We start from the raw sequence: 21,398 nt of genomic DNA, 5'->3' as shown, positions 1-21,398 counted from the left end.
AGCAAGGACCGGCCTCAGACCTCGCCGAAGGGCCAGGACTCGATGTCGCGGTAGCGGATCGGCCCCGGCCCGCGCCCGAAGTCGCTGCCGACCAGGTGCAGCCGCCCGGCCCGCCACCGGCGCCCGGTGAACCCGGCGAGCCCGGCGGCGGCCTCCAGTACGGAGGAAGGATCGTCACGGCGGGCGCGGGCCAGCGTCAGATGCGGGCGCAGCGGGCGCCCCTCGAAGGGGATCCCGCACTCCGCGACCACCGCGCGCACCTCGGTCGCGAGCCCGTGCAGCCCCTCCAGGTCCCCGTCGATCCCGCTCCACAGCACCCGGTCGTCGAAGTGCCCGCCGCCGCGCAGCGCCAGTTCGAGCGGCCGGCGCGCGGCCGCGAGGTCCGCGAGCGGCGGCCGGAGGAGCGGAACGGTCGCGACCGGGAGCTCGCCGAGGAACGCCAGCGTAATGTGCCAGTCCTCGATGCGGTTCCACCGCATGCGGGGGTACGCCGCGTAGGCCGGGCCCAGCGCGTCGGCCAGCTCGTCCTTCGCGTCGTCGGGCGGCGCGAGCGCGATGAACACGCGCACGGTCGCGGACCGCGCCCGCTCGTCCCCGCCGGACCCCTCGCCCATCTTCTGTCCCCGCTCACCCCGGCCGCGCCGTACCGAGGCGAGGGTACGCGGTCGGCGCGCCGCGACCGGCACCGGCCCCGGGGCACCCGGACGGGGCCGCGGCCCACGGGCTCACGCCCCCGGCGCGCCGCCGGGACCGCCGAGGGTGATCGCCTGTACGGGGCAGGCGCGGGCGGCCTCGCGGACCAGCGCCCCGCGCCCGTCCTCCCGGCCCGGCAGGACCGTCCCGAAGCCGTCGTCGTCCTGGGTGAAGACGTCCGGCGAGGTCAGGGCGCACTGCCCGGCCCCGATGCAGACACCCCCGTCGATCGAGACGTGCACGCGCGTCGCCCCCCTCACCAGGTCACGGGGAGTTCGAGCATCCCCTGGATCGTGTCGCCCGGCTTGAACGGGACCTCCTCGGCGGGGACGGCGAGCCGCAGCCCCGGCAGCCGCCGCAGGAGCGTCCCGAGCGCGATCTCCAGCTCCGCGCGGGCCAGGTTCTGCCCCAGGCACTGGTGGATGCCGAAGCCGAACGCCACGTGGTGGCGGGCCGAACGCTCCCAGTCGAGGGTGTCCGGATCGCTGTAGGTGGCGGCGTCCCGGTTGATGACGGAGGTCGAGAACACCACGCCCTCGCCCGCCCGGATCACCGTCCCGTCGACGTCGACGTCCTCGCGCGCGACCCGCAGCAGCCCGTCCGCGATGGACAGGAACCGCAGCAGCTCCTCCACGGCGGCGGGCACGAGCCCGGGGTCGGCCCGCAGCTCGGCCAGCCGCTCGGGGTGGCGCAGCAGCGTGTACGTGCCGAGGGAGATCATGTTCGCCGTGGTCTCGTGCCCCGCGACGAGGAGGATCGTGGCGAGCTGCACCAGCTCCTGCCGGTCGGGCCCGCCGCCCCCGTCCGCCCCGCGCGCCACCAGGTCGTCGAGGACGCCCTCGCCGGGATCCCTCCGCTTCCGGTCGATCAGGTCGCCGAGGTAGCTTTCGAGCCGGGCGAGCGCCTCCTCGGTGTCCGCGCCCGTCGGCCCGCGCAGCAGCCGCCGCGACTGCTCCTCGAAGAAGTCGTGATCCGCGTATGGCACGCCCAGCAGGTCGCAGATGACGATCGACGGCACCGGCAGCGCGAACGCGCTCACCAGCTCGGCCGGCGGACCCTGGGCCTCCATCGCGTCGAGCAGCCGGTCCACGGTCTCCTGGATGCGGGGCCGGAGGCGTTCGGCGCGCTTGAGGGTGAAGCTCGGGATCAGCATCCTGCGCTGGACGTTGTGCTCGGGGTCGTCCCAGCCGAGCAGCGCCGCGCGCCGCCGCCTGCGCAGGCTCGCGACCCGCTCGGTCGGCAGCGGGAAGTCGTCCCGGGTGGAGTCGGTCGACAGGCGCTGGTCGGCGAGCAGCGCCCGGGCGGTCGCGTGGCCGGAGACGAGCCACACCGCCCGCCCGTCCCAGAGGGTCACCCGCGACAGCGGGCCCTCGTCCTCGACACGGGGGTAGGCGGTGGGCGGGTGGTAGGGGCAGGTGCGGCTCTGGGGGAACGCCACGGGTGGTGTCATGGCGCGCGTCACGGGATGCGTCACGGGGACCTCGCTGAGGGGAGGAGGATCGGCGGCTCCGACGTCGTTTCCTCCTCCACTACATGCCTCAGGCACCTATCCGGTCTACGCGTAGTTCGGCCAATCCACCGGAATGGCCCCGTCCCCTCCGTCTTCGCCCTGTTCCCGCGGGTTCGCCTCGCCCGAAAGGGGGAGCGGGGCGCCCGATCGGGGCGTGGAAACCCTGCCCGACCCGATGTCAGGAGTGGCCGATAATCCGCCCCGCCGTCCGTCCGCAGCCCGGTGTCCGTCCGCTCCGGAGGGGGAAACCCGTCCTCCGGAGCGGACGGGGCCGGGATCAGTGCCGGCCCGTGGCCCGGCGACGACGGGTGAGCACCAGGATCCCGGCGCCGACGGCCCCGAGGACACCGGCGGCCACCGCGTACGGGGTGAACCGCGCCCCCGTGGTCGCGAGCGAGCCGCCGCCGTCGTCGGTCGAGGACGGCGACGGCGCCGTCGTGCCCGGCACGGCGGGCTCGGAGGCGTCCTCGGTGGGCGGGGCGGAGGGCTCCGAGGTCCCCGGCGCCGTCGTCTCCGGGGCGCCGGGGGTGGTGACTCCGCCGGTCGGAGGCGTAGCGGAGGGCGTCGGGGCGGAGGGCTCGGTCCCGGGCACCGTGGTTGTCGGAGTCGGCGCGGGCGTGGTGCCCGGACCGCCCGGCGTCGGCTTGCAGGAGAAGGTGGAGGAGCCGTTCCACGGGTAGTTGTGGGTCTCGTTGCCCGAGCCGTGGGTCCGCAGGTCGCCGCCGACGTAGACGCGGCCGTTCGTGCTGGCCGTCAGGTCGGCGGACGCCTTGGGCGCGAGGATCGAACCCATGAAGTTCCCGCCGCCGCCGAGGGTGAGCGACGGGGACGCCTCGAAGTTGTAGAGGATCCGGGACGCGGCCTCGCCGAAGCGCGCCGAGTCGTACACGTCCACGCGCTCGCCGTTGAACGCGGCGGACAGCGGGGAGACGCCGACCGCCCCGCCGCCCGTCACGTTCACCACGACCGACGCCCCCTCGGGGATCGACCGGAAGTCGAAGGACGAGGCGCCGTCGAGCTTCTCGGCGGAGATCTCGAACACCTGCGGACCGCCGGAACCGCCGCCCGTGAAGGTGACCGTGCCGCCCGAACGCACGCTCGTGCCCGTGGGCTTCAGCGCACCCAGGGACGCCGACTCGCCCCGTACGGTGTCGCCGAAGGTGTCGTACGGGGTGAGGGCGCCCCGCGCGCCCAGCCCCGAGGCGCGGCTGCCGCCGTTCGTCTCCAGTTCGCCCCGGTCGTCGATCTTCCCGCCGACGCGGACCGCGCCGCCGTAGCGGGGGCCGGCCGTGAGGCCGTGGCCGACGTCGATCCGCGTGCCCCCGGCGATCGTCAGGTTCCCGCCCACGGAGAGCATGACCGCTCCGGAGTCGGGCAGGATGCCGGAACCGGCGCCGACGCGGCCCACGTTGAAGGTGCCGCCGGACCCCTTGGCGAAGGTGGCGTTCCCGCCGACGACGAGCAGGCCCTCGGCCTCGGCGGTCGCGCCGTCGGCGGTGTAGTCGCCGCCGGTGTAGAGCGCCACGTTGGCGTCGAGGAACCGCGGCTCGTGACCGATCCGGGGCTCCTGGCCGGGGGCCGGACACGTCCGGGCGGTCCCCGTGGCGGGGGCGGAGGGCACGGCCAGGGCGTTGCCCGCGGTGGTGAGGCCGAGGACGAGTGCGACGGCCACGGCGCTGCTCAGCCGCGTGCGTGCTCTTCCGGTGTCGCTCATGTGCGTGAACCTTTCTGGATTTTCCTGTGAGGGGTGGGGGCGGAGGCTGTTTCAGTCGGTCTCGGCCCGCAGCACGGCGCGGGTGAGCGGGCCGTAGGTCCCGTCCTCCTGCGGGATGTACCGGGACGCCTGGTAGCGGCGCAGGGCCGCCTCCACGGACCCGCCGAAGACCCCGTCGGCCGGACCGACGTACAACCGGAGCCGCTGGAGCCGCCGTTGGAGGTCGACGACCTCGGGACCGGTGCTTCCCCGCCGGACCTCGTCCCGCCCGCCCTCGTCCCGGCCGGGGCGCGAGGGGCGGTGGTGGCGGTGCGACGAGGACGGCGTGGGCGTCGGGGCGGTCACGGGGGAGGCGGTGGCCGCGCGGGTGGGGGAGGGCGTGGGGGAGGTCGCGGTGGTGCCGGGGGTGGGGGTCCCGGAGGCGGAGGGGCGGGCCGGGGCCGAGGCGGAGGGCGTCGTCCGCGCGGTGCTCGCCGCGGGGGGCGGGGGCGTGTCGGAGGCGGTGTCACGGGCGGGGGCCGGGACGTGCGTCGCGAGGACGGGGAGCGAGAGGGACGGGTGCGACGCCGGTACGGAGTCGGGCTCGGCGGAGACCCACACCGCCACCGCGGCGCCGATCCCCGCGGAGAGCGCGCCAGCGAGCATCAGGGGAAGCGGCATGGACCGCCACACCGGAGCCGTCGCGCGGGCGCGCCGGGACCGTCGTGACGCGTGGGCGGGCGCCGCCGTGTCCCGGGCGGGGACCTTCGGCAGTCGGGCGGTCACGTCGAAGAGCTCGATGTCCTGCCCCCGCGCCCCCGTGCCGTTCCGGTCCGGCTCCGCGACCTTCCCGAAGACCCGGTCACCCCGGTGTTCCGCGCCCGTCGGCTCGTGGGTGCCGGAGGTGACGGCCGTGTTCGGGGCAGCCCTGTTGCGCATCGAAGTGCTCCAGATGAGGTGAAGCCGAGGGAGGGTGTGGTGAAGTCGTGGAGATATTGATCGCTGTTCAAAGCAAGCGTCAACTGGCCTCAAAACAGCCCAGAATGGGCTTTCTGAGACCTTGTTTCTTAAAGGACTTTTAATGCGTGACGCAGGTCACAGGGGAAAGTGACGCCGCCGCCCTTCCGAGCGCCGCCGACGGCCTTCCCGGGTGGTGCCGCGGACCGTTCCGGACGGCGGCGCGGACCGTCTCGAACGGCATCCCGGACGGCGGTACGAGCCGTCCCGGCGCTCTCCTCAGGACGGATCCCCGTAGCGGGAGACCAGTTCGGCGGCGCGGTCACGCAGGGAGGCGCGCAGCGACGGCGGGGTCAGGGCCTCCGCGTCCGTGCCGAGCCGCCACAGCGCCCACACGGCGTGCCGGAAGTCCTGGAAGGTCACCTCCAGCCGCAACCACCCGTCCGCGTCCGGCTCTTCCGCGCGCACGGCGAGCGCGGTGTCGAGGAGTTCCTCCCGCCGTGCCGGGTCCATCCGCACCAGCACGGCGAAGTGGTCACCGCCGGAGAGGAACCGCGCGGAGCGCTCCCGCCAGATCCGGTCCAGGTCGACCCGGTCCGGCCGCTGCGCCGTTTCGGGCAGTTCCTCGGCCGTCAGCACCCGCGACAGCCGGTAGGTGCGGTCCTCGCCCGACCGCGTGGCCAGCAGATAGGCCCGGTCGCGCACGGTGACCAGGCCGATCGGGTCCACCGTGCGCCAACTCGGCTCCTGGCCCGTGGCCGCGTAGTGGATGCGCAGCCTGTGCCCGGCGAGCACGGCGCGCCGGACCACGCCCATCGTGGTGCCGGGCACCTCCTCGGTGACCAGCCGGCGGGAGAGCAGGTCGGTCTCCGGGTCGACGAGGAAGCGCCGGGCCGCGTCGTCCGCCGTGGCCCGGTGGCCCTCGGGCAGCGCGTCGACCACCTTCCGCAGGGCCGAGGCGAGTGCCGGCCCCAGGCCGAACACCTGCTCGCCGCGTCCCGATCCGGCCGCGAGCAGGGCGAGGGTCTCGTCGTGGTTCAGACCGGTCAGCTCGGTCCGGAAGCCGGGCAGCAGCGCGAAACCGCCGTGCCGGCCGCGCTCGGCGTAGACCGGGACGCCGGCCGTGGACAGCGCCTCGATGTCGCGGAGCACGGTACGGGTGGACACCTCCAGCTCGCGGGCCAGCGCGTCCGCGGTCAGCCGGCCGTGCCGGCGCAGCAGGAGCACCAGGGAGACCAGCCGATCCGCGCGCATCAGGGAACCGTACCGAATACATGACGGAGGGTGTCACGTATTCCCGGAAGGCTCGTCATCACGACGCGAAGGCCGGCGCCCGCCGGGCCGCCGGCGCGTGCCCTCCTACCGGAAAGAGCTGATGTGGCGATGGAACGAACGGCGATCAACCCGGTGACCTGGTCGCAGGAGATCGGCTTCAACCAGGGCGAGGTCGTCTCCGGACACTCACGGACCCTGTACGTCTCGGGGCAGACCGCGACGAGTGCCGAGGGGAAGCCCGAGCACGAGGGCGACATGGCGGCGCAGCTGGCGCTGAGCGTCGACAACCTGGAGGCCGTGCTCGCCGGAGCCGGCATGACCCTCGCGAACCTCGTCCGCCTCAACGTCTACACCACCGACGTCGACCTGCTCTTCCCGCACTACGGCGTGCTGGCGGCCCGGTTGGGCGCCGCCGGGGTGGCGCCGACCAGCACGATGCTCGGGGTGACGCGACTGGCGATCCCCGGCCAGCTGGTCGAGTTGGAGGGGACCGCCGTGGCGTGAGGCGACTCCGCCGCGCTTCCCGGCGGGTCCCGTTCCGGGGGAGGAGATCGCGCGGCGGTATCCGACTTGTGCGGCGGACCACGCGGCAACGCCCCATGACGACGCCCCGGGGCGTTGTCAGACCCATGGGCAAGGATGTTCCCATGACGAACATCTCCGCCGTCGAGGCGTCTTTCAGCATGTCCGGCCGCGCCGCGTACGAGGCCGCCGTCCAGCGCCTGCGCGAGGCCTCCCGCACCTATTACGGGGCGGGTTACAGCCTCATGGACGACGCCGCGTACGACCGGCTGCGCCTGGCGGTGCTGGACTGGGAGGCGGAGCACCCCGACGAGGCCGTCCCGGACTCGCCCACGGACCAGGTCGCCGACGGCGCCGCCCCCGCGGGCGACGTCGCCCACACCTCGCGCCTCCTCAGCCTCGACAACGTCTTCGCACCCGAACAGCTCGTCGCCTGGGGCGCGTCGCTCCGGCGCCGCCTGGGGCACGAGCCGGCGGGCGGGTTCACCGTCGAGCCGAAGATGGACGGCGCGGCCGTCGCCGCCCGCTACCGCGACGGCCGGCTCGTGCGGATCATCACGCGCGGCGACGGCACCCACGGCGAGGACGTCAGCCACGTCATCGGCACCGTCGTGGGCCTCCCCGAGCAACTGCCCGTGCCCGCCACCTTCGAGGCGCGGGGCGAAGTCCTCTTCACCCAGGAGCAGTTCGAGGCGGCGAACGAGACGCGGGCCGCGCACGGCGCCGGCGTCTTCGCCAACCCGCGTAACGGGACGGCCGGCACCCTGCGGGCGAAGGACCGCCCGTACCGCCTCGCCATGACCTTCTGGGCGTACGGCGCCGTCGAACTGGACGGCGTGCCCTTCCTGCCCGCCGGCGCCGGCCACGCCGAGACCCTCGCCGCCGTCGCGCGGGCGGGCGTGCGGACCACGGCGGACACCCCGGCCGGGCTGTACACGGTCGCCACGCTCGCCGAGGCGCAGGAGAAGGTCGACGCGATCGCCGCGCTGCGCGCGGGCCTGCCGTTCGGCATCGACGGCGTCGTCGTCAAGGCCGACAGCGCCACCGAGCAGGCCACGGCCGGCTTCGGCACCCGCTTCCCCTACTGGGCCGTCGCCTACAAGCTGCCCGCCGTCGAACGGCAGACCGTCCTCCAGGACGTGTTCTGGGAGGTCGGCCGCACGGGCGTGCTCGCCCCCACCGCGGTGCTCGCCCCGGTGGAGCTCGACGGCTCCACGGTCACCCGCGCCACCCTCCACAACCCGGCCGACATCCTCCGGCGCGACCTCCACATCGGCGACACCGTGACGGTCCACAAAGCGGGCGACATCATCCCGCGCGTCCAGGCGGCCGTCGTCGAGCTCCGCCCGCAGGACGCCGCCCCCGTCCCGCTGCCCCACGAGTGCCCCCACTGCGGCGGCGGGATCGACAAGAGCCAGGAGCGGTGGCGCTGCGCGAAGGGCACCGCCTGCGCGCTCGCCCCGCTCATCGAGTACGCCGCGGGGCGCGACATCCTCGACATCGACGGCCTCGGCAGGAAGTACGTCGACGCGCTGATCGCCTCCGGCGACGTCGGTGACGTCGCCGACCTGTTCACCCTCACGGAGGAGCAGCTCACCACCGCCTCCGGCAGCGCCAAGCGCGGTGCCAGACTGGCCGAGCAGATCCGCCTCGCCAAGACCCGCCCGCTGAGCCGCGTCTTCTGCGCCCTCGGCATCCCCGGCACCGGCCGCAGCATGTCCCGGCGCATCGCCGCCCACTTCGGCACGATGGAGGCCATCCGCGCGGCCGACGCCGACACCCTCCAGGACGTCGAGGGCATAGGTCCGGAGAAGGCCCCGGTCGTCGTCGAGCAGGTCGCCGCGCTCGCCCCGGTGATCGACAAGCTGATCGCGGCCGGCGTCGGCATGACCGAGCCGCGGCCGGAGCGCGCGGAGGACGTCGTCGAGGGGCCGCTGAGCGGGAGGACCGTCGTCGTGACCGGGAAGATGACCGGCCCCCTGGAGGGCTGGGGACGCTCCGAGATGGGCGCCCTCATCGAGAAGGCCGGCGGCCGGATGGGCAGCGCCGTCAACTCCCGGACCGCCTTCCTGGTCGCCGCCCCGACGGCCGGCGGCAAGCCGAGCTCCAAGGCGGTCAAGGCGCAGGAGGCGGGCGTCGAGGTCCTCACCCCGGAGGACTTCGCGACCCTGGTCGCCGACTACCTGGACTGAGCCGGGGCCGGCCCCCTCCCGCACGCCGCTCGCCGTGCGGACGGCCCGGAGCCCGCATAGGGTCGTGGTGCCGTCGCGACCGGACCGGAGGCACGACGCGGGGGAGGGGCACGGCCCGGCCGACCGGAGGAGACCCGTGTCAGGACAGTTCGAAGCGACGACCGAGATCGACCGGCCGGTCGAGGACGTGTTCGCGTACCTCGCCGACGGGCGCAACGACCCGCAGTTCAGCCCCAGGGTCCTGCGGATCGACCGGGTCCCCGAGGGCCCGACCGCCGTGGGCACGGTCTTCCGGAGCACCGTCAAGGACGCCGGGATGAAGTCCGCGCGGGAGTTCCGCGTCACCGCCCTCGAAGCCCCGACGCGGATCCGGTGGGCCGAGGTCTCGAAGAACAGCGTGACGGCCCGCGAGGGCGGCTACGACCTGGAGCCCCTCCCGAACGGAGGGACGCGGGTCCGCATCTTCAACGTCCTGGAGGGCCACGGCATCGGCAAGCTCCTCGTCGGCCTCGCGCTCGCCGCCGTCCGCAAGGACGCCGACGCCTTCGGCGCCCGGATCAGGGCAGCGGCCGAGGCGGCGATCCCTCCCCGCTGACGGCCCTGCCCCCGCCCGGCCGGGGACGCGGCACGGAGACCCCGGCCGGGAGCCGGGGCGGAGCGCCGAACCGCACCGGCACGCCCGGCGAGTAGAGCACGCTGACGGGCTCCCCGAGCGGCCGGCGGAGACCGGCGGCCGCGAGCAGCGTCTCGTCGCAGTGGAGCAGCCGGGCCCGGTGCAGCGGCCAGCGGGGATGGGTGTTGGGCAGATAGAGCGGGCGCCCGCGGAACGAGCTGTGCATGCCCCAGCGGGCGGTCAGGAAGTGTTCGAGCGCGGTGGGCTCCCCGACCGGCTCCCCGACCTCCACGGCGATCGAACTGCGCGCCCCGCGCGGCCCGGGCCACCGTCGGCTGCTCTCGTACGCGACGGTCGTACCGTCGTACCGGACGGACATCCGCGACCACACGTACGGGATGCGGAAGGCCCACCGCCCCACGGCCACGGGGACCAGCCGGGACGCGTCGAGGGACCGGAAGACGACGCCCCGGCGCCCGTGGGCGTCCACGGAGTACAGCCGCACGTTGGTCTCGGGGAAGGTCCCGAGATAGGGCAGCCCCGGCAGCCGGAACCACCCGACGCGGTGCATCCGGAAGGCGACGAGCCCCACGTACGTGACCCCGTCGAGGGTGTCGGGCACGGTCCCGGCCGGCAGCAGCGGCGCCACCTCCGCGGGCTCCACCGGCCAGTGCAGGAACGCCAGGTCCAGCCAGGACTGGGTGAGCAGCGTGCGGTGCGTACGGGACGGAGGCTCGGCCGACACGGGCTCGGGCTCCGGGGCGGGTGGCGTCTGCGGCATCGCAGAAGTATCCGGCGGGACGGGCGGCCGGGGGAAGCGGCGGGAGTGCGGAACCGGGTTCCTCCAAGGCACCGCACCCCGAGCCCCGCGGCCGACAGGCGTACGACGGCAACCGACCGGAATCCGCCGGCGCCCTTCGCCACACCTGCGACACGGGCGGCCGTGTCGTCGAGCGGCGCAGGAAGCGGATGTCCCGCAAGCCGGACGTCTGGCGCTACGAGGGGAACACGGCCGACCGGTCGACCGCCTGCACCACACCCGACGGCACCCGGTGGACCTACCGCCACGACCCACTCGGCCGCAGCACCGCCGGGCGACGGCACGCCGACGACGGGACCGTCGTCGCCGAGACCCTCTTCACCCGGGACGGCAGCCGCCTCGCGGAACAGACCGACTCCGCCACCGGGCCGGAGCGTGCGGCGGCCGTCAGCGCGGCTCCGGACCCGGCCACGCGCGCGGGTACGGCACCCGCAGCGACCCGGCCGGTACGGGGGTGTGCTCGGCGGACGCGTGCAGGCGCCCGTCCCGCAGGACGACCGCGCCGCTGCCGAGCATGGACGTGACCAGCTCGGTGGCCAGTGCCTCCGGAGCGACGTCCAGGAGGCGGGCCGCGTCGGTCAGCCAGGCCCTGGCCTGCAGATAGGGCTCGACCTCGCCGGCCGGGACGCCGTCGCGGATCATCAGGGCGAACGCGAAGATCCGGCGGGCGCCGTACCACACGGCTCCGGCGGGGTCGTCGACGAGGCGCCGCGCCCGGCGCAGGGCGGCGGCGAAGGCGGCGGCCGGATCGGCGGGGACCGGACCGTGGGACGGCAGGACCACGCGCGGGCCGAGGTCGGCCATCCGCTGGAGGGAGGCGAGCGCGGTGGCGGCCGCCCCGGGGCCGTCGAGGGCGAGGTTCACCCAGCCGACGTCGTAGTCCGAAAGCGCGTCCCCGACCACGAGCAGCCCCTCGTCCGGCTGCCACAGGGCCAGGTGGCCCGGCGTGTGACCGGGCGTGCGGACGACCTCCCAGTCGGCGTCGCCGAGCCGGAGCACCTGCCCGTCGTCGAGCGACACGTCGACCGTGTACGGGGCCACCGGCTGGTCCAGGTACTCCGCCGCGCAGCACCCCGGGTCCCGGCGCGCGATCGCCTCGGCCTCCGGCGCCCCGGCGGCGACGCCCGCGCCCCGCGCCTGGAGGAGGGCGTTGCCGCCGACGTGGTCGGAGTGCCAGTGGGTGTTCACGACGAGCTCGACCTCCCCGGCCCGCTCGCGGACCCAGTCGGCGGTCTCCTCGGCGTGCCCCGTGAAACCGGAGTCGACCAGGGCCGGCCGCCGCCCGTGGAGCAGCAGCGTGCTGGCGTCGGGGAAGGGCCGCTGCCACCAGGTGACCCAGGAGGGCAGCGGGGGCGGGGCCTGTCGCGCGCTCACCGTCCGGCCCCTTCCGGCCGTATCCGGTCTTCCACGTGCTCTCCTCCGATGGCAGCCGACGGACGTCACGGACGACGTGTGGGCGGCGGTACGGGTCCACCGGCCGCGGCCACCCACCCGCGACGATCATCATGTCACCGGACCTCACCGGACCTCACCGGACCTCACCGGACCTCACCGGGCCCCGGGCCTGCGGGAACTCCGGCTCATTCGTCCCCACCCCCCTTGTTGCACATATATTGCAGTTGCGGAAACAGTGCAGAAGGAGTGAAGCGGTGGGCGGACCAGTAGTCCTCGGGATCGAGTCCTCGTGCGACGAGACCGGGGCGGGGATCGTGCGGGACGGGAAGCTGCTCGCGCACGTCGTCGCGACCAGCATGGACGAGCACGCCCGCTTCGGCGGGGTCGTGCCCGAGATCGCCGCCCGGGCGCACCTGCACTCCTTCAATCCCGTCGTCCGGGAAGCGCTCGATCAGGCGGGGCTGCGGCTGGGCCAGATCGACGCGGTCGCCGTGACCACCGGACCCGGCCTCTCCGGCGCCCTCCAGGTCGGCCTGGCCGGGGCGAAGACGCTGGCCTACGCCGCCGGGGTGCCGCTGTACGGCGTGCACCACCTCGCCGGGCACGTCGCCGCCGACACCCTGGAGCACGGCCCGCTGCCCAGCCCCTGCGTCGTCCTGATCGTCTCCGGCGGCCACACCTCCCTGCTCCTGGTCCGGGACCTGGTCCGCGAGCCGATCCTGCACCTGGGCGACACCCTGGACGACGCGGCGGGGGAGTGCTTCGACAAGGTGGCCCGCATCATGGGCCTGTCCTATCCGGGAGGTCCGGCCATCGACCGGGCCGCCCGGGACGGGAACCCGCGCGCCGTGGACTTTCCCCGCCCCCTCGCGCGGCCCGGTGACGATCCGTACGCCTTCTCCTTCTCCGGCCTCAAGACGGCCGCCGCCCGCTGGGTGGAGAAGCACCGGGCCCAGGGCGTCGATCTGCCCGTCGCCGACGGCGCCGCCGCGCTCCAGGAGGCCGTCGCCGACGTCCTCAGCCGCAAGGCCCTCGCCGCCTGCAAGGCGTACGACGTCAAGACGCTGGTCGTGGTCGGCGGCGTCGCCGCGAACTCCCGCGTCCGCGCCCTCACCGAGCAGCGCTGCGCCGCCGCCGGGGTCGAACTGCGTGTCCCGCCGATGACGCTGTGCACCGACAACGGCGCCATGATCGCCGCCGTCGGCGACCTCCTCGTACGCTCGGAGGCGGAGCCCGCCCCGCTGGACGTGTCCATCGACCCCTCCGCACCCCTGGAGTACGCCTCCCTGACCCCGCTCCCCGCCCCCTCCGCCCGCGTCGCCTGACCGTCGCCCTCCACCGGAACCCGATCGTCCCCCACCGGAAGCAGTGAGAACCTTGCGTACCGCCGACATCCGCCAGCGCTTCCTCGACTACTTCGCCGCCCGGGGACACACCGTGGTGCCCAGCGCGCCGCTGCCCACCCCCGACCCCACCCTGCTGTTCGTCAACGCCGGCATGGTCCCCTTCAAGCCGTACTTCACCGGCGAGGCGGCTCCCCTGTGGCAGCGGGCCACGAGCGTGCAGAAGTGCGTGCGGACCCTGGACATCGAGGAGGTCGGGAAGACCACCCGGCACGGCTCCTTCTTCCAGATGAACGGCAACTTCTCCTTCGGGGACTACTTCAAGGAGGAGGCCATCGCCTTCGCCTGGGACCTGTCCACCAAGCCGTGGACCGAGGGCGGGTACGGACTCGACCCCGAGAAGATCTGGGTGACCGTCCACCACTCCGACACCGACGCCCGCGGCATCTGGCGCGAGGTCGCCGGCCTGCCCGACGAGCGGATCGTGGCGCGCGGCGACGAGGACAACTTCTGGTCCATGGGCGTCCCCGGCCCCTGCGGGCCCTGCTCCGAGCTGTACTACGACCGCGGCCCGTCCCTCGGCCGCGAGGGCGGCCCGGCGGTCGACGAGGACCGCTACATGGAGTTCTGGAACCTCGTCTTCATGCAGTACGAGCGCGGCGAGGGCCCCGGCAAGAGCGGCTATCCGATCCTCGGCGAACTGCCCCGCCGCAACATCGACACCGGCATGGGCCTGGAGCGGATGGCCACCCTCCTCCAGGGCGTCGACAACCTCTACGAGATCGACGAGACCCGCCCGGTCCTCGACCGGGCCGCCGCACTCGCCGGGGTCCGCTACGGCGACGACGAGCGGGCCGACGTACGGCTCCGCGTGGTCGCCGACCACGTCCGCACCGCGCTCATGCTCCTCGCCGACGGCACCGCCCCCGGCAACGAGGGCCGCGGCTACGTCCTGCGCCGCATCCTGCGCCGCTCGGTCCGCTCCATGCGCCAGCTCGGCTTCCAGGACCCCGCCCTGCCCGAACTGCTGCCCGTCGCCCGCGACTGCATGGCCCCCAGCTACCCCGAGGTCGTCGAGTCCTACGCCCGGATCTCCGACCAGGCGTACGGCGAGGAGGACGCCTTCCGCGCCACCCTCAAGCAGGGCACCACCGTCCTGGACACCGCCGTCGCCGGGGTGAAGGCGGACGGCGGGCGCTCGCTGCCCGGCGCGCAGGCCTTCCTCCTCCACGACACCTACGGCTTCCCCATCGACCTCACCCTGGAGATGGCCGCCGAACAGGACGTCGAGGTCGACCGCGAGGGCTTCACCGCCCTCATGAACGAGCAGCGCGAGCGGGCCCGCGCCGACGCCCGCGCCCGCAAGTCCGGCGGCACGGCGGACACCGCCGCCCTCCGCACCGTCCTGGACGCGCACGGCCCCACCGACTGGCGCGCCTGGGACACCCTCACCACCGAGTCCCGCGTCCTCGCCCTCCTCGGCGCCGAGGGCCCCGTCCCCGTGGCCCGCACCGGCGACCTCGTCACCGCCGTCCTCGACCGCACCCCCTTCTACGCCGAGTCCGGCGGCCAGGACAGCGACGCGGGTCTGCTCTCCGGGGCCTCGGCCGAGGCCGAGGCCGTCGACGTCCAGCGGCCCCTGCCCGGCCTCGTCGTCCACCGGATCAGGATCACGGCGGGCGAACTGGCCGTCGACGACACCGTGCACGCCGCCGTCGACCCCGAGTGGCGCCTCGGCGCCCGCCAGGCCCACTCCGGCACCCACGTCCTGCACGCCGCCCTGCGCGAGGTCCTCGGCCCCACCGCCCTCCAGTCCGGCTCCTACAACCGGCCCGGCTACCTCCGCCTCGACTTCCCCTGGCGCGGCGCCCTCTCCCCGGCCGTCCGGAGCGAGGTCGAGGAGGCCGCCAACCGGGCCCTGCGCCGCGACCTGCCCGTCGGCGTCCGCTGGACGACCCTGCCCGAGGCCAAGGAGCTCGGCGCGCTCGCCCTCTTCGACGAGACGTACGGGGAGAAGGTCCGGGTCGTCGAGATCGGCGGCCCCTGGTCGCGCGAACTGTGCGGCGGCACCCACGTCGACCACGCCTCCCAGATCGGCACGGTCGCCCTCACCGCCGAGTCCTCCGTCGGCGCCGGCATGCGCCGCCTGGAGGCGGCCGTCGGCATCGAGGGCTTCGGCTACCTCGCCCGCGAGCGCGACCTCGTGGGCCGGATCGCCGAACAGCTCAACGCGCCCCGCGCCGAACTCCCCGAGAAGATCGCCGGCCTCCTCGACCGGCTCAAGGCCGTCGACCGCGAGAACGCCCGCCTCAAGGCCGCGGCCACGGCCTCCCGCGCCGCCGAACTCGCCGGAGGGGCCGTCGAGGCGGGGGACGCGCTGGTCGTCACCGCGACCGTCGACGGCGCCGCCGACGAGGCCCGCGCGCTCGCCCTCGCGGTCCGCGACCGCCTCCCGCACGCCCGCCCCGGCGTGGTGGCCGTCGCCACCTCCTCGGGCGGACTCGTCCTGACCGTCAACGCCCCCGCCCGCGAGGCAGGCCGCAACGCCTCCGCGACCGTCAAGCAGCTCCTCGGCGGCCGGGGCGGCGGCTCGCCGGAGATCGCCCAGGGCGGAGGCGTCCCCGCCGGAGACCTGGCCGCGATCCTGGCGGACCTGCCCCGGGTCGTGGCCGGCGGCTGAACCGGCAGGAGGGGGGTGGGTGACGCCTCGTCACCCACCCCCCTCGGGCCCTCCGGATCAGCCGTGGACGAACCCCGGAGGACGCTTCTCCACGAACGCGGACATACCCTCCTTCTGGTCCTCCGTGGCGAACACCGCGTGGAACAGGCGCCGTTCGAAGCGCACGCCCTCGGCGAGCGTGGTCTCGAAGGCGCGGTTCACGGACTCCTTCGCCATCATCGCGACCGGCTTGGACATCGCCGCCACCGTGCCGGCGACCTTCCACGCCTCGGCGAGGAGCTGGTCCGCCGGCACGATCCGGGACACCAGCCCGGCCCGCTCGGCCTCGGCGGCGTCCATGGTCCGGCCGGTCAGGCACAGCTCCATGGCCTTCGCCTTGCCGACGGCCCGGGTCAGCCGCTGGGAGCCGCCGATGCCGGGGATCACCCCGAGCCTGATCTCCGGCTGCCCGAAGACCGCCGTGTCGGCGGCCAGCAGGACGTCGCAGAGCATCGCCAGCTCGCAGCCGCCGCCCAGCGCGTACCCGGCGACCGCCGCGACCGTGGGCGTACGGACCTGTCCGAGCCGGTCCCAGACCGTGAACCAGTCGGAGAGGTACATGTCCATGTAGCTCCGCGGGCGCATCTCCTTGATGTCGGCGCCCGCGGCGAACGCCTTCTCCGACCCGGTCAGGACGACGCAGCCCACGCCGGGGTCCCGGTCCAGCTCCTCGACGGCCGCCACGACCTCCTCCATCACCCGGAGGTTCAGGGCGTTGAGGGCCTCGGGGCGGTTGAGGGTGACGAGCGCGACGCGGTCCTTGCGCTCGACCAGGATGGTCTCGTAGGTCATGGGGCCGTTCCGTCCGTAGCCGTTTCCTCCGTGGCCGCCTTGGACGCCCGGATCGTCCGTAAGATCGCCGAGAAGTCCAGGCCGGCGCCCTCCCCCTCCGCGAAGGCTGAGTACAACTCGGCTGCTTTCAAACCGAGTTGAGCGTCCACGCCGCCGGCCCGCAGGGCGTCGGCGGCGAGGTTCAGGTCCTTGGCCATCAGGGGCGCCGCGAAGCCCGGTGCGTAGGCGCGGTTCGCCGGGCTGCCCGGCACCGGTCCCGGCACCGGGCAGTTGACGGTGAGCGCCCAGCACTGCCCGGACGCGGTGGACGCCACGTCGTACAGCGCCTGGTGGTCCAGGCCCAGGCTCTCGGCGAGGACGAACGCCTCGCTGACGCCGATCATCGAGATCCCGAGGATCATGTTGTTGCAGATCTTCGCCGCCTGCCCGGCCCCGGCCGCCCCGCAGCGCACGACCTTCCGGCCCATGGCCGACAGGAGCGGCTCGGCCTCCGCGAACTCCTCCGCGCCGCCGCCCGCCATGAAGGTGAGCGTCCCGGCCTCCGCCCCCATCACCCCGCCGGACACGGGCGCGTCGAGCGCCCGGTGCCCGGCGGCGCGGGCCGCCCCGTGCGCGGCGCGGGCGTCGGCCACGTCGATGGTGGAGCAGTCGACGAACAGCGTGCCGGGCCGTGCCGCGGCGAGCAGGCCCTGCTCTCCGTAGAGGTCCAGGACGTGCCGGCCGGTCGGCAGCATGGTGATCACGGCGTCCGCCTCCGCCGCGGCCCCGGCCGCGGACCCGGCGGGCTCCACCCCGGAGGCGGCGGCGGTGGCCACGGACTCCGGCACCACGTCGTACCCGAGGACGCGGTGTCCGGCCCTGACGAGGTTGGCGGCCATCGGCCCGCCCATGCGGCCGAGCCCGACGAAGGCGACGGTACGGGTCACCACGGGACCTCCTGGGAGGATGCGGGCCCGGCGAGCCGCAGTTCGCGGTCGCCGAGCGGGGCGAAGAACCGGTCCACGTCCGCCGCGCCCACCTCGGCGAGCGTCGCGGGGGACCAGCGGGGGGTGCGGTCCTTGTCGATCACCTGGGCCCGGATGCCCTCCATCAGGTCGGGGGAGGCCAGGGCGGCGCAGGAGACGCGGTACTCCTGCTCCAGGACCCGTTCCAGCGGGCCGAGCCGCCGCGCCCGGCGCACCGAGGCCAGGGTCACCTTGAGCGCGGTCGGGGACTTGGCCAGGAGCAGGTCGGCGGTCTGCTTCGCGGCCGGGACGCCGCTGTCGAGCAGCCGGGCGTGGATCTCCTCCACGGTGTCCGCCGCGCAGCAGGGGTCGATCCACTCCCGGGCGCTGGCCAGCCCGCCCGGCGGGGGCGTCTGGACGTGCCGGGCGAGGGCGCCGTGGACGGAGGTCCGCGCGAGGTCGTCGGCCAGCTCCGGGAGCCGCTCGGAGGGGACGAAGTGGTCCGCGAGCCCGCACAGCAGCGCGTCGGCCGCGCCGACGACGGCGCCGGTCAGGGCGAGGTGGACGCCCAGCTCGCCCGGCGCGAGACCGAGGAGGTATGTGCCGCCGACGTCGGGGACGAAGCCGATGCCGGTCTCGGGCATGGCGACCCGGGAGCGTTCGGCGACGACGCGGACCGTGCCGTGGGCGGAGACGCCGACGCCGCCGCCCATGACGATGCCGTCCATGAGGGCGACGTACGGCTTGGGGTAGCGGGCGATCCGGGCGTTGAGCCGGTACTCGTCCCGCCAGAAGTCCGCCGACGCCGTCCCGCCCGTCCGGGCGTCCTCGTGGATGGCGCGGATGTCGCCGCCCGCGCACAGGCCGCGCTCGCCCGCTCCCCGGATCACGACCGTCTCCACGGCCGGGTCGTGCTCCCACGCGGTCAGGGCCTCGTCGATGCGGAGCACCATCGCGTGGGTGAGCGCGTTGAGCGCCTTCGGACGGTTCAGGGTGAGGTACCCGGCCCGCCCCTCGGTGCGGAGGAGGATGTCGTCCCCGGAACCGGGGTCCTCGGCGCTCACCGCAGCGCCTCCGTGAGTCCCCGGGCGACGATGACCTGCATGATCTCGTTCGTTCCTTCCAGGATCCGGTGCACCCGCAGATCGCGGACGATCTTCTCGATGCCGTACTCGTTCAGGTAGCCGTAGCCGCCGTGGAGCTGGAGCGCCCGGTCGGCGACCGCGTACCCGGTGTCGGTGGCGAACCGCTTGGCCATCGCGCACAGCCGCGGGGCCTGCGGGTCGCCCCGGTCCAGGGCGTCCGCCGCCTGCCGCACCAGCGCGCGGGCGGCGGCCAGTTCGGTGGCCATGTCCGTGAGCCGGAACTGGAGCGCCTGCGCGTCGAGGAGCCGGGCCCCGAAGGCCTCCCGGTCCGCGAGGTGCGCCAGGCTGCGGTCCAGGGCGCTCTGCGCGCCGCCGAGCGAGCAGGCGGCGATGCCGAGACGGCCGCCGTTGAGCCCGTTCATGGCGATGCGGAAGCCCTCGCCCTCGGCGCCGAGGCGCCGGTCGGCGGGGATCCGCACCCCGTCGAGGACGACCTGCCGGGTGGGCTGCGCGTTCCAGCCCATCTTCCGTTCGTCGGCGCCGAAGGAGACGCCCGGGTCGTCGCGCTCGACGACGAAGGCGGTGATCCCGCCGGGGCCCTCGGCGCCCGTACGGGCCATGACGACGTACACGCCGGAGGCGCCCGCCCCGGAGACGAACTGCTTCACCCCCGTCAGGACGTAGTCGTCGCCGACCCGTTCGGCCCGGGTGCGCAGGGCGGCGGCGTCGGAGCCGGCCCCGGGCTCGGTCAGGCAGTAGCTGCCGAGCCGGCGGGCCGAGCACAGGTCCGGGAGCCAGCGCCCGCGCTGGCCCTCGTCCCCGTACCGGTCGATCATCCAGGCGACCATGTTGTGGATGGAGAGGTACCCGGCGATGGAGGGGCAGCCGGTGGCCAGGGCCTCGAAGACGAGGACGCCGTCGACCCGGCCGAGACCCGAACCGCCGTGCTCCTCACGGACGTAGACGCCGCCGAGGCCGAGCCCCGCGGCCCTGCGCAGGACGTCGACCGGGAAGTGCTTGTCCCGGTCCCAGGCGACGGCGTGCGGGCTCAGCTGCTCCTGCGCGAAGTCGAGGGTGACCTCCGCCAGGGCGAGCTGGTCCTTCGTGAGCATGCTGGTGGCCACTCCGCTCACCCCATCGTCGGCATGGTGAAGCTCGCGCCCTCCTTGACCCCGGAGGGCCAGCGCGAGGTGACGGTCTTGGTGCGGGTGTAGAAGCGGATCGAGTCGGGCCCGTGCTGGTTCAGATCGCCGAACCCGGACGCCTTCCAGCCGCCGAAGGTGTGGTACGCCACGGGGACCGGGATCGGGACGTTGACGCCGACCATGCCGGTGTCGACCCGGCGCGCGAACTCGCGGGCGGTGTCGCCGTCCCGGGTGAAGACGGCGACGCCGTTCCCGTACGCGTGCTCGCTGGGCAGCCGCAGCGCCTCCTCGAAGTCGGCGGCGCGCACGACGCACAGCGCCGGGCCGAAGATCTCCTCGCGGTGGATCCGCATCTCCGGGGTGACCCGGTCGAAGAGCGAGGCGCCCGCGAAGAAGCCGTCCTCGTGGCCCGGCAGGGTGAAGCCGCGCCCGTCGACGACGAGTTCGGCGCCCTCCTCCACGCCGATGTCGACGTAGCGGGTGACCCGTTCCAGGGCGTCCCGGCTCACCAGCGGCCCGAAGTCGGCCTCCGGGTCGTCGGAGCGGCCGATCCGGAGGGCGGCGACGCGCTCCTTCAGGGCGGCCACCAGCCGGTCGGCGGTCTCCTCGCCGACGGGCACGGCGACGGAGATCGCCATGCAGCGCTCGCCCGCCGAGCCGTAACCGGCCCCCACCAGGGCGTCGACGGCCTGGTCGAGGTCGGCGTCGGGCATCACGATCATGTGGTTCTTGGCGCCGCCGAAGCACTGGGCGCGCTTGCCGTGGGCGGCGGCCGTCGCGTAGATGTGCGCGGCGATCGGGGTGGACCCGACGAAGCCGAGGGCCTGTACGCGGGGGTCTTCGAGGAGGGTGGTGACGGCCTCCTCGCCGCCGTTGACGACGTTGAGGACGCCGGCCGGGAGCCCCGCCTCCAGGAACAGCTCCGCGAGCCGGAGCGGTACGGAGGGGTCGCGTTCGGACGGCTTGAGGATGAAGGCGTTGCCGCAGGCGAGGGCGGGCGCGGCCTGCCACAGCGGGATCATCGCGGGGAAGTTGAACGGGGTGATGCCGGCGACGACGCCGAGCGGGCTGCGCAGGGAGTGCACGTCGATGCCCGTTCCGGCGTTGTCGGTGAACTCCCCCTTGAGGAGATGCGGAATGCCGGCGGCGAACTCCACTACCTCCAAGCCGCGTTGGAGATCGCCGTGGGCGTCCGCGACGGTCTTGCCGTGCTCGGCCGACAGCAGCCTCGCCAGCGCGTCGCGCTCGTCCTCGACGAGCTGGAGGAACCGCAGCAGGACGCGGGCGCGCCGCTGCGGGTTCCAGGCGCCCCACTCCCGCTGGGCGGCGACCGCGTCCGCGATCGCGTGCTCGGTGTCGGCGCGGCCCGCGAGCGGGACGCGGGCCCGGACGGTGCCGGTGTTGGGGTCGTACACGTCGCCGAAGAGGCCGGACGTGCCGGCGGTGTGCTTCCCGCCGATGAAATGGGTGAGTTCACGGACCATGGGGGCCTGCTCTCGTCAGGTCGGATCCGGGGACGGCACGGCGGACCGCCGGTCGCACCGGGTGGGTGCGGTCGTGCGGGAACGCCGTGGGACAGGGCGGCGCGGGGCCGCCGAAGAGCTGGGGCGTGTGTCGAAAGTGGCGTCGTCTGCCCGAAGGGCAGGCCCGGCGGTGTCCGGTGCGTGCGATCGCAAGGCGGAGGGTCGCCCCGATACTGG

The 21,398-nt window shown here is 74.5% G+C and carries 18 protein-coding genes; 5 read left to right on the top strand and 13 right to left on the bottom strand.

The features are described 5' to 3' along the window. Window positions 1-14 precede the first annotated feature (14 nt). From thpR to AB0398_RS33305, 6 genes are all read right to left on the bottom strand, one after another. On the bottom strand, window positions 15-614 hold the full coding sequence (gene thpR, locus AB0398_RS33330; RefSeq protein ID WP_366379417.1) for an RNA 2',3'-cyclic phosphodiesterase: 600 nt from the start codon (window positions 612-614) through the stop codon (window positions 15-17). A 111-nt stretch (window positions 615-725) separates the two neighbouring features. Continuing rightward, window positions 726-935 carry a ferredoxin gene (locus AB0398_RS33325; protein WP_366379416.1) on the bottom strand — a complete coding sequence of 70 codons (210 nt, stop codon included), beginning with the start codon at window positions 933-935 and terminating at the stop codon, window positions 726-728. 14 nt (window positions 936-949) lie between these two features. Then, window positions 950-2,143, bottom strand: coding sequence for a cytochrome P450 (locus AB0398_RS33320; RefSeq protein WP_366379427.1), 1,194 nt, complete (start codon window positions 2,141-2,143; stop codon window positions 950-952). A 337-nt stretch (window positions 2,144-2,480) separates the two neighbouring features. Then, window positions 2,481-3,917, bottom strand: a complete 1,437-nt coding sequence (locus AB0398_RS33315) for a choice-of-anchor A family protein (RefSeq protein ID WP_366379415.1) — start codon at window positions 3,915-3,917, stop codon at window positions 2,481-2,483. 51 nt (window positions 3,918-3,968) lie between these two features. Next, entirely contained in the window at window positions 3,969-4,835 is an 867-nt protein-coding gene (locus AB0398_RS33310) for a peptidoglycan-binding protein (protein ID WP_366379414.1), read from the bottom strand. Window positions 4,836-5,132: 297 nt separating this feature from the next. Beyond that, entirely contained in the window at window positions 5,133-6,107 is a 975-nt protein-coding gene (locus AB0398_RS33305) for a WYL domain-containing protein (protein ID WP_366379413.1), read from the bottom strand. Between the two features lie 129 nt (window positions 6,108-6,236). Between AB0398_RS33305 and AB0398_RS33300 the strand changes: the two genes are divergently transcribed. From AB0398_RS33300 to AB0398_RS33290, 3 genes are all read left to right on the top strand, one after another. After that, window positions 6,237-6,632: a RidA family protein gene (locus tag AB0398_RS33300; RefSeq protein WP_366379412.1), complete on the top strand. Its 396-nt coding sequence runs from the start codon at window positions 6,237-6,239 to the stop codon at window positions 6,630-6,632. 143 nt (window positions 6,633-6,775) lie between these two features. Beyond that, complete coding sequence (ligA, locus tag AB0398_RS33295; RefSeq protein ID WP_366379411.1) at window positions 6,776-8,842, top strand: NAD-dependent DNA ligase LigA; 2,067 nt, start codon at window positions 6,776-6,778, stop codon at window positions 8,840-8,842. Between the two features lie 136 nt (window positions 8,843-8,978). Continuing rightward, complete coding sequence (locus tag AB0398_RS33290; protein WP_366379410.1) at window positions 8,979-9,437, top strand: SRPBCC family protein; 459 nt, start codon at window positions 8,979-8,981, stop codon at window positions 9,435-9,437. Here the strand turns inward: AB0398_RS33290 and AB0398_RS33285 are convergent. Together AB0398_RS33285 and AB0398_RS33280 are read right to left on the bottom strand one after the other, a co-directional pair. Beyond that, window positions 9,400-10,236 (bottom strand): DUF2071 domain-containing protein, encoded by an 837-nt coding sequence (locus tag AB0398_RS33285; protein WP_366379409.1) that lies wholly within the window; start codon window positions 10,234-10,236, stop codon window positions 9,400-9,402. The genes AB0398_RS33290 and AB0398_RS33285 overlap by 38 nt on opposite strands. A gap of 426 nt (window positions 10,237-10,662) precedes the next feature. Beyond that, window positions 10,663-11,649: an MBL fold metallo-hydrolase gene (locus tag AB0398_RS33280; RefSeq protein ID WP_366379408.1), complete on the bottom strand. Its 987-nt coding sequence runs from the start codon at window positions 11,647-11,649 to the stop codon at window positions 10,663-10,665. A gap of 275 nt (window positions 11,650-11,924) precedes the next feature. Here AB0398_RS33280 and tsaD point away from each other — a divergent pair, with 275 nt between their 5' ends. After that, window positions 11,925-12,995, top strand: coding sequence for a tRNA (adenosine(37)-N6)-threonylcarbamoyltransferase complex transferase subunit TsaD (tsaD, locus tag AB0398_RS33275; RefSeq protein WP_366379407.1), 1,071 nt, complete (start codon window positions 11,925-11,927; stop codon window positions 12,993-12,995). A 52-nt stretch (window positions 12,996-13,047) separates the two neighbouring features. Beyond that, the gene (alaS, locus tag AB0398_RS33270; protein WP_366379406.1) at window positions 13,048-15,693 is read left to right on the top strand and encodes an alanine--tRNA ligase; all 2,646 of its coding nucleotides are present in this window, start codon (window positions 13,048-13,050) and stop codon (window positions 15,691-15,693) included. Between the two features lie 57 nt (window positions 15,694-15,750). On the opposite strand, the gene AB0398_RS33265 is transcribed toward alaS, so the two are convergent. The 5 genes from AB0398_RS33265 to AB0398_RS33245 are packed head-to-tail and all read right to left on the bottom strand — an operon-like array spanning window position 15,751 to window position 21,182. Further along, window positions 15,751-16,524 (bottom strand): enoyl-CoA hydratase, encoded by a 774-nt coding sequence (locus tag AB0398_RS33265; protein ID WP_366379405.1) that lies wholly within the window; start codon window positions 16,522-16,524, stop codon window positions 15,751-15,753. Beyond that, window positions 16,521-17,450: a 3-hydroxyisobutyrate dehydrogenase gene (gene mmsB, locus AB0398_RS33260; RefSeq protein WP_366379426.1), complete on the bottom strand. Its 930-nt coding sequence runs from the start codon at window positions 17,448-17,450 to the stop codon at window positions 16,521-16,523. Before mmsB ends, AB0398_RS33265 begins: the two co-directional genes overlap by 4 nt. Next, entirely contained in the window at window positions 17,447-18,532 is a 1,086-nt protein-coding gene (locus AB0398_RS33255) for an enoyl-CoA hydratase/isomerase family protein (RefSeq protein ID WP_366379404.1), read from the bottom strand. Before AB0398_RS33255 ends, mmsB begins: the two co-directional genes overlap by 4 nt. Next, the gene (locus AB0398_RS33250; RefSeq protein WP_366379403.1) at window positions 18,529-19,665 is read right to left on the bottom strand and encodes an acyl-CoA dehydrogenase family protein; all 1,137 of its coding nucleotides are present in this window, start codon (window positions 19,663-19,665) and stop codon (window positions 18,529-18,531) included. The genes AB0398_RS33255 and AB0398_RS33250 overlap by 4 nt, the downstream gene beginning before the upstream one ends. Before the next feature lie 17 nt (window positions 19,666-19,682). After that, window positions 19,683-21,182: a CoA-acylating methylmalonate-semialdehyde dehydrogenase gene (locus AB0398_RS33245; RefSeq protein ID WP_366379402.1), complete on the bottom strand. Its 1,500-nt coding sequence runs from the start codon at window positions 21,180-21,182 to the stop codon at window positions 19,683-19,685. Between the last annotated feature and the right edge of the window lie 216 nt (window positions 21,183-21,398).

The sequence above is a fragment of the Streptomyces sp. NPDC086147 genome (assembly GCF_040702165.1).
Classification (GTDB): Bacteria; Actinomycetota; Actinomycetes; order Streptomycetales; family Streptomycetaceae; genus Streptomyces.
Note: the sequence above shows the minus strand (reverse complement) of the source record. Positions and strands in the feature narration are given on the sequence as shown.

Coding starts and splice junctions, on each gene's coding strand:
- AB0398_RS33320 (WP_366379427.1), bottom strand. CDS start 2,143: ATGACACCACCCGTGGCGTTCCCCCAGAGCCGCACCTGCCCCTACCAC.
- AB0398_RS33300 (WP_366379412.1), top strand. CDS start 6,237: ATGGAACGAACGGCGATCAACCCGGTGACCTGGTCGCAGGAGATCGGC.
- ligA (WP_366379411.1), top strand. CDS start 6,776: ATGACGAACATCTCCGCCGTCGAGGCGTCTTTCAGCATGTCCGGCCGC.
- AB0398_RS33305 (WP_366379413.1), bottom strand. CDS start 6,107: ATGCGCGCGGATCGGCTGGTCTCCCTGGTGCTCCTGCTGCGCCGGCAC.
- AB0398_RS33265 (WP_366379405.1), bottom strand. CDS start 16,524: ATGACCTACGAGACCATCCTGGTCGAGCGCAAGGACCGCGTCGCGCTC.
- AB0398_RS33310 (WP_366379414.1), bottom strand. CDS start 4,835: ATGCGCAACAGGGCTGCCCCGAACACGGCCGTCACCTCCGGCACCCAC.
- AB0398_RS33250 (WP_366379403.1), bottom strand. CDS start 19,665: ATGCTCACGAAGGACCAGCTCGCCCTGGCGGAGGTCACCCTCGACTTC.
- thpR (WP_366379417.1), bottom strand. CDS start 614: ATGGGCGAGGGGTCCGGCGGGGACGAGCGGGCGCGGTCCGCGACCGTG.
- AB0398_RS33285 (WP_366379409.1), bottom strand. CDS start 10,236: ATGCCGCAGACGCCACCCGCCCCGGAGCCCGAGCCCGTGTCGGCCGAG.
- AB0398_RS33245 (WP_366379402.1), bottom strand. CDS start 21,182: ATGGTCCGTGAACTCACCCATTTCATCGGCGGGAAGCACACCGCCGGC.
- AB0398_RS33315 (WP_366379415.1), bottom strand. CDS start 3,917: ATGAGCGACACCGGAAGAGCACGCACGCGGCTGAGCAGCGCCGTGGCC.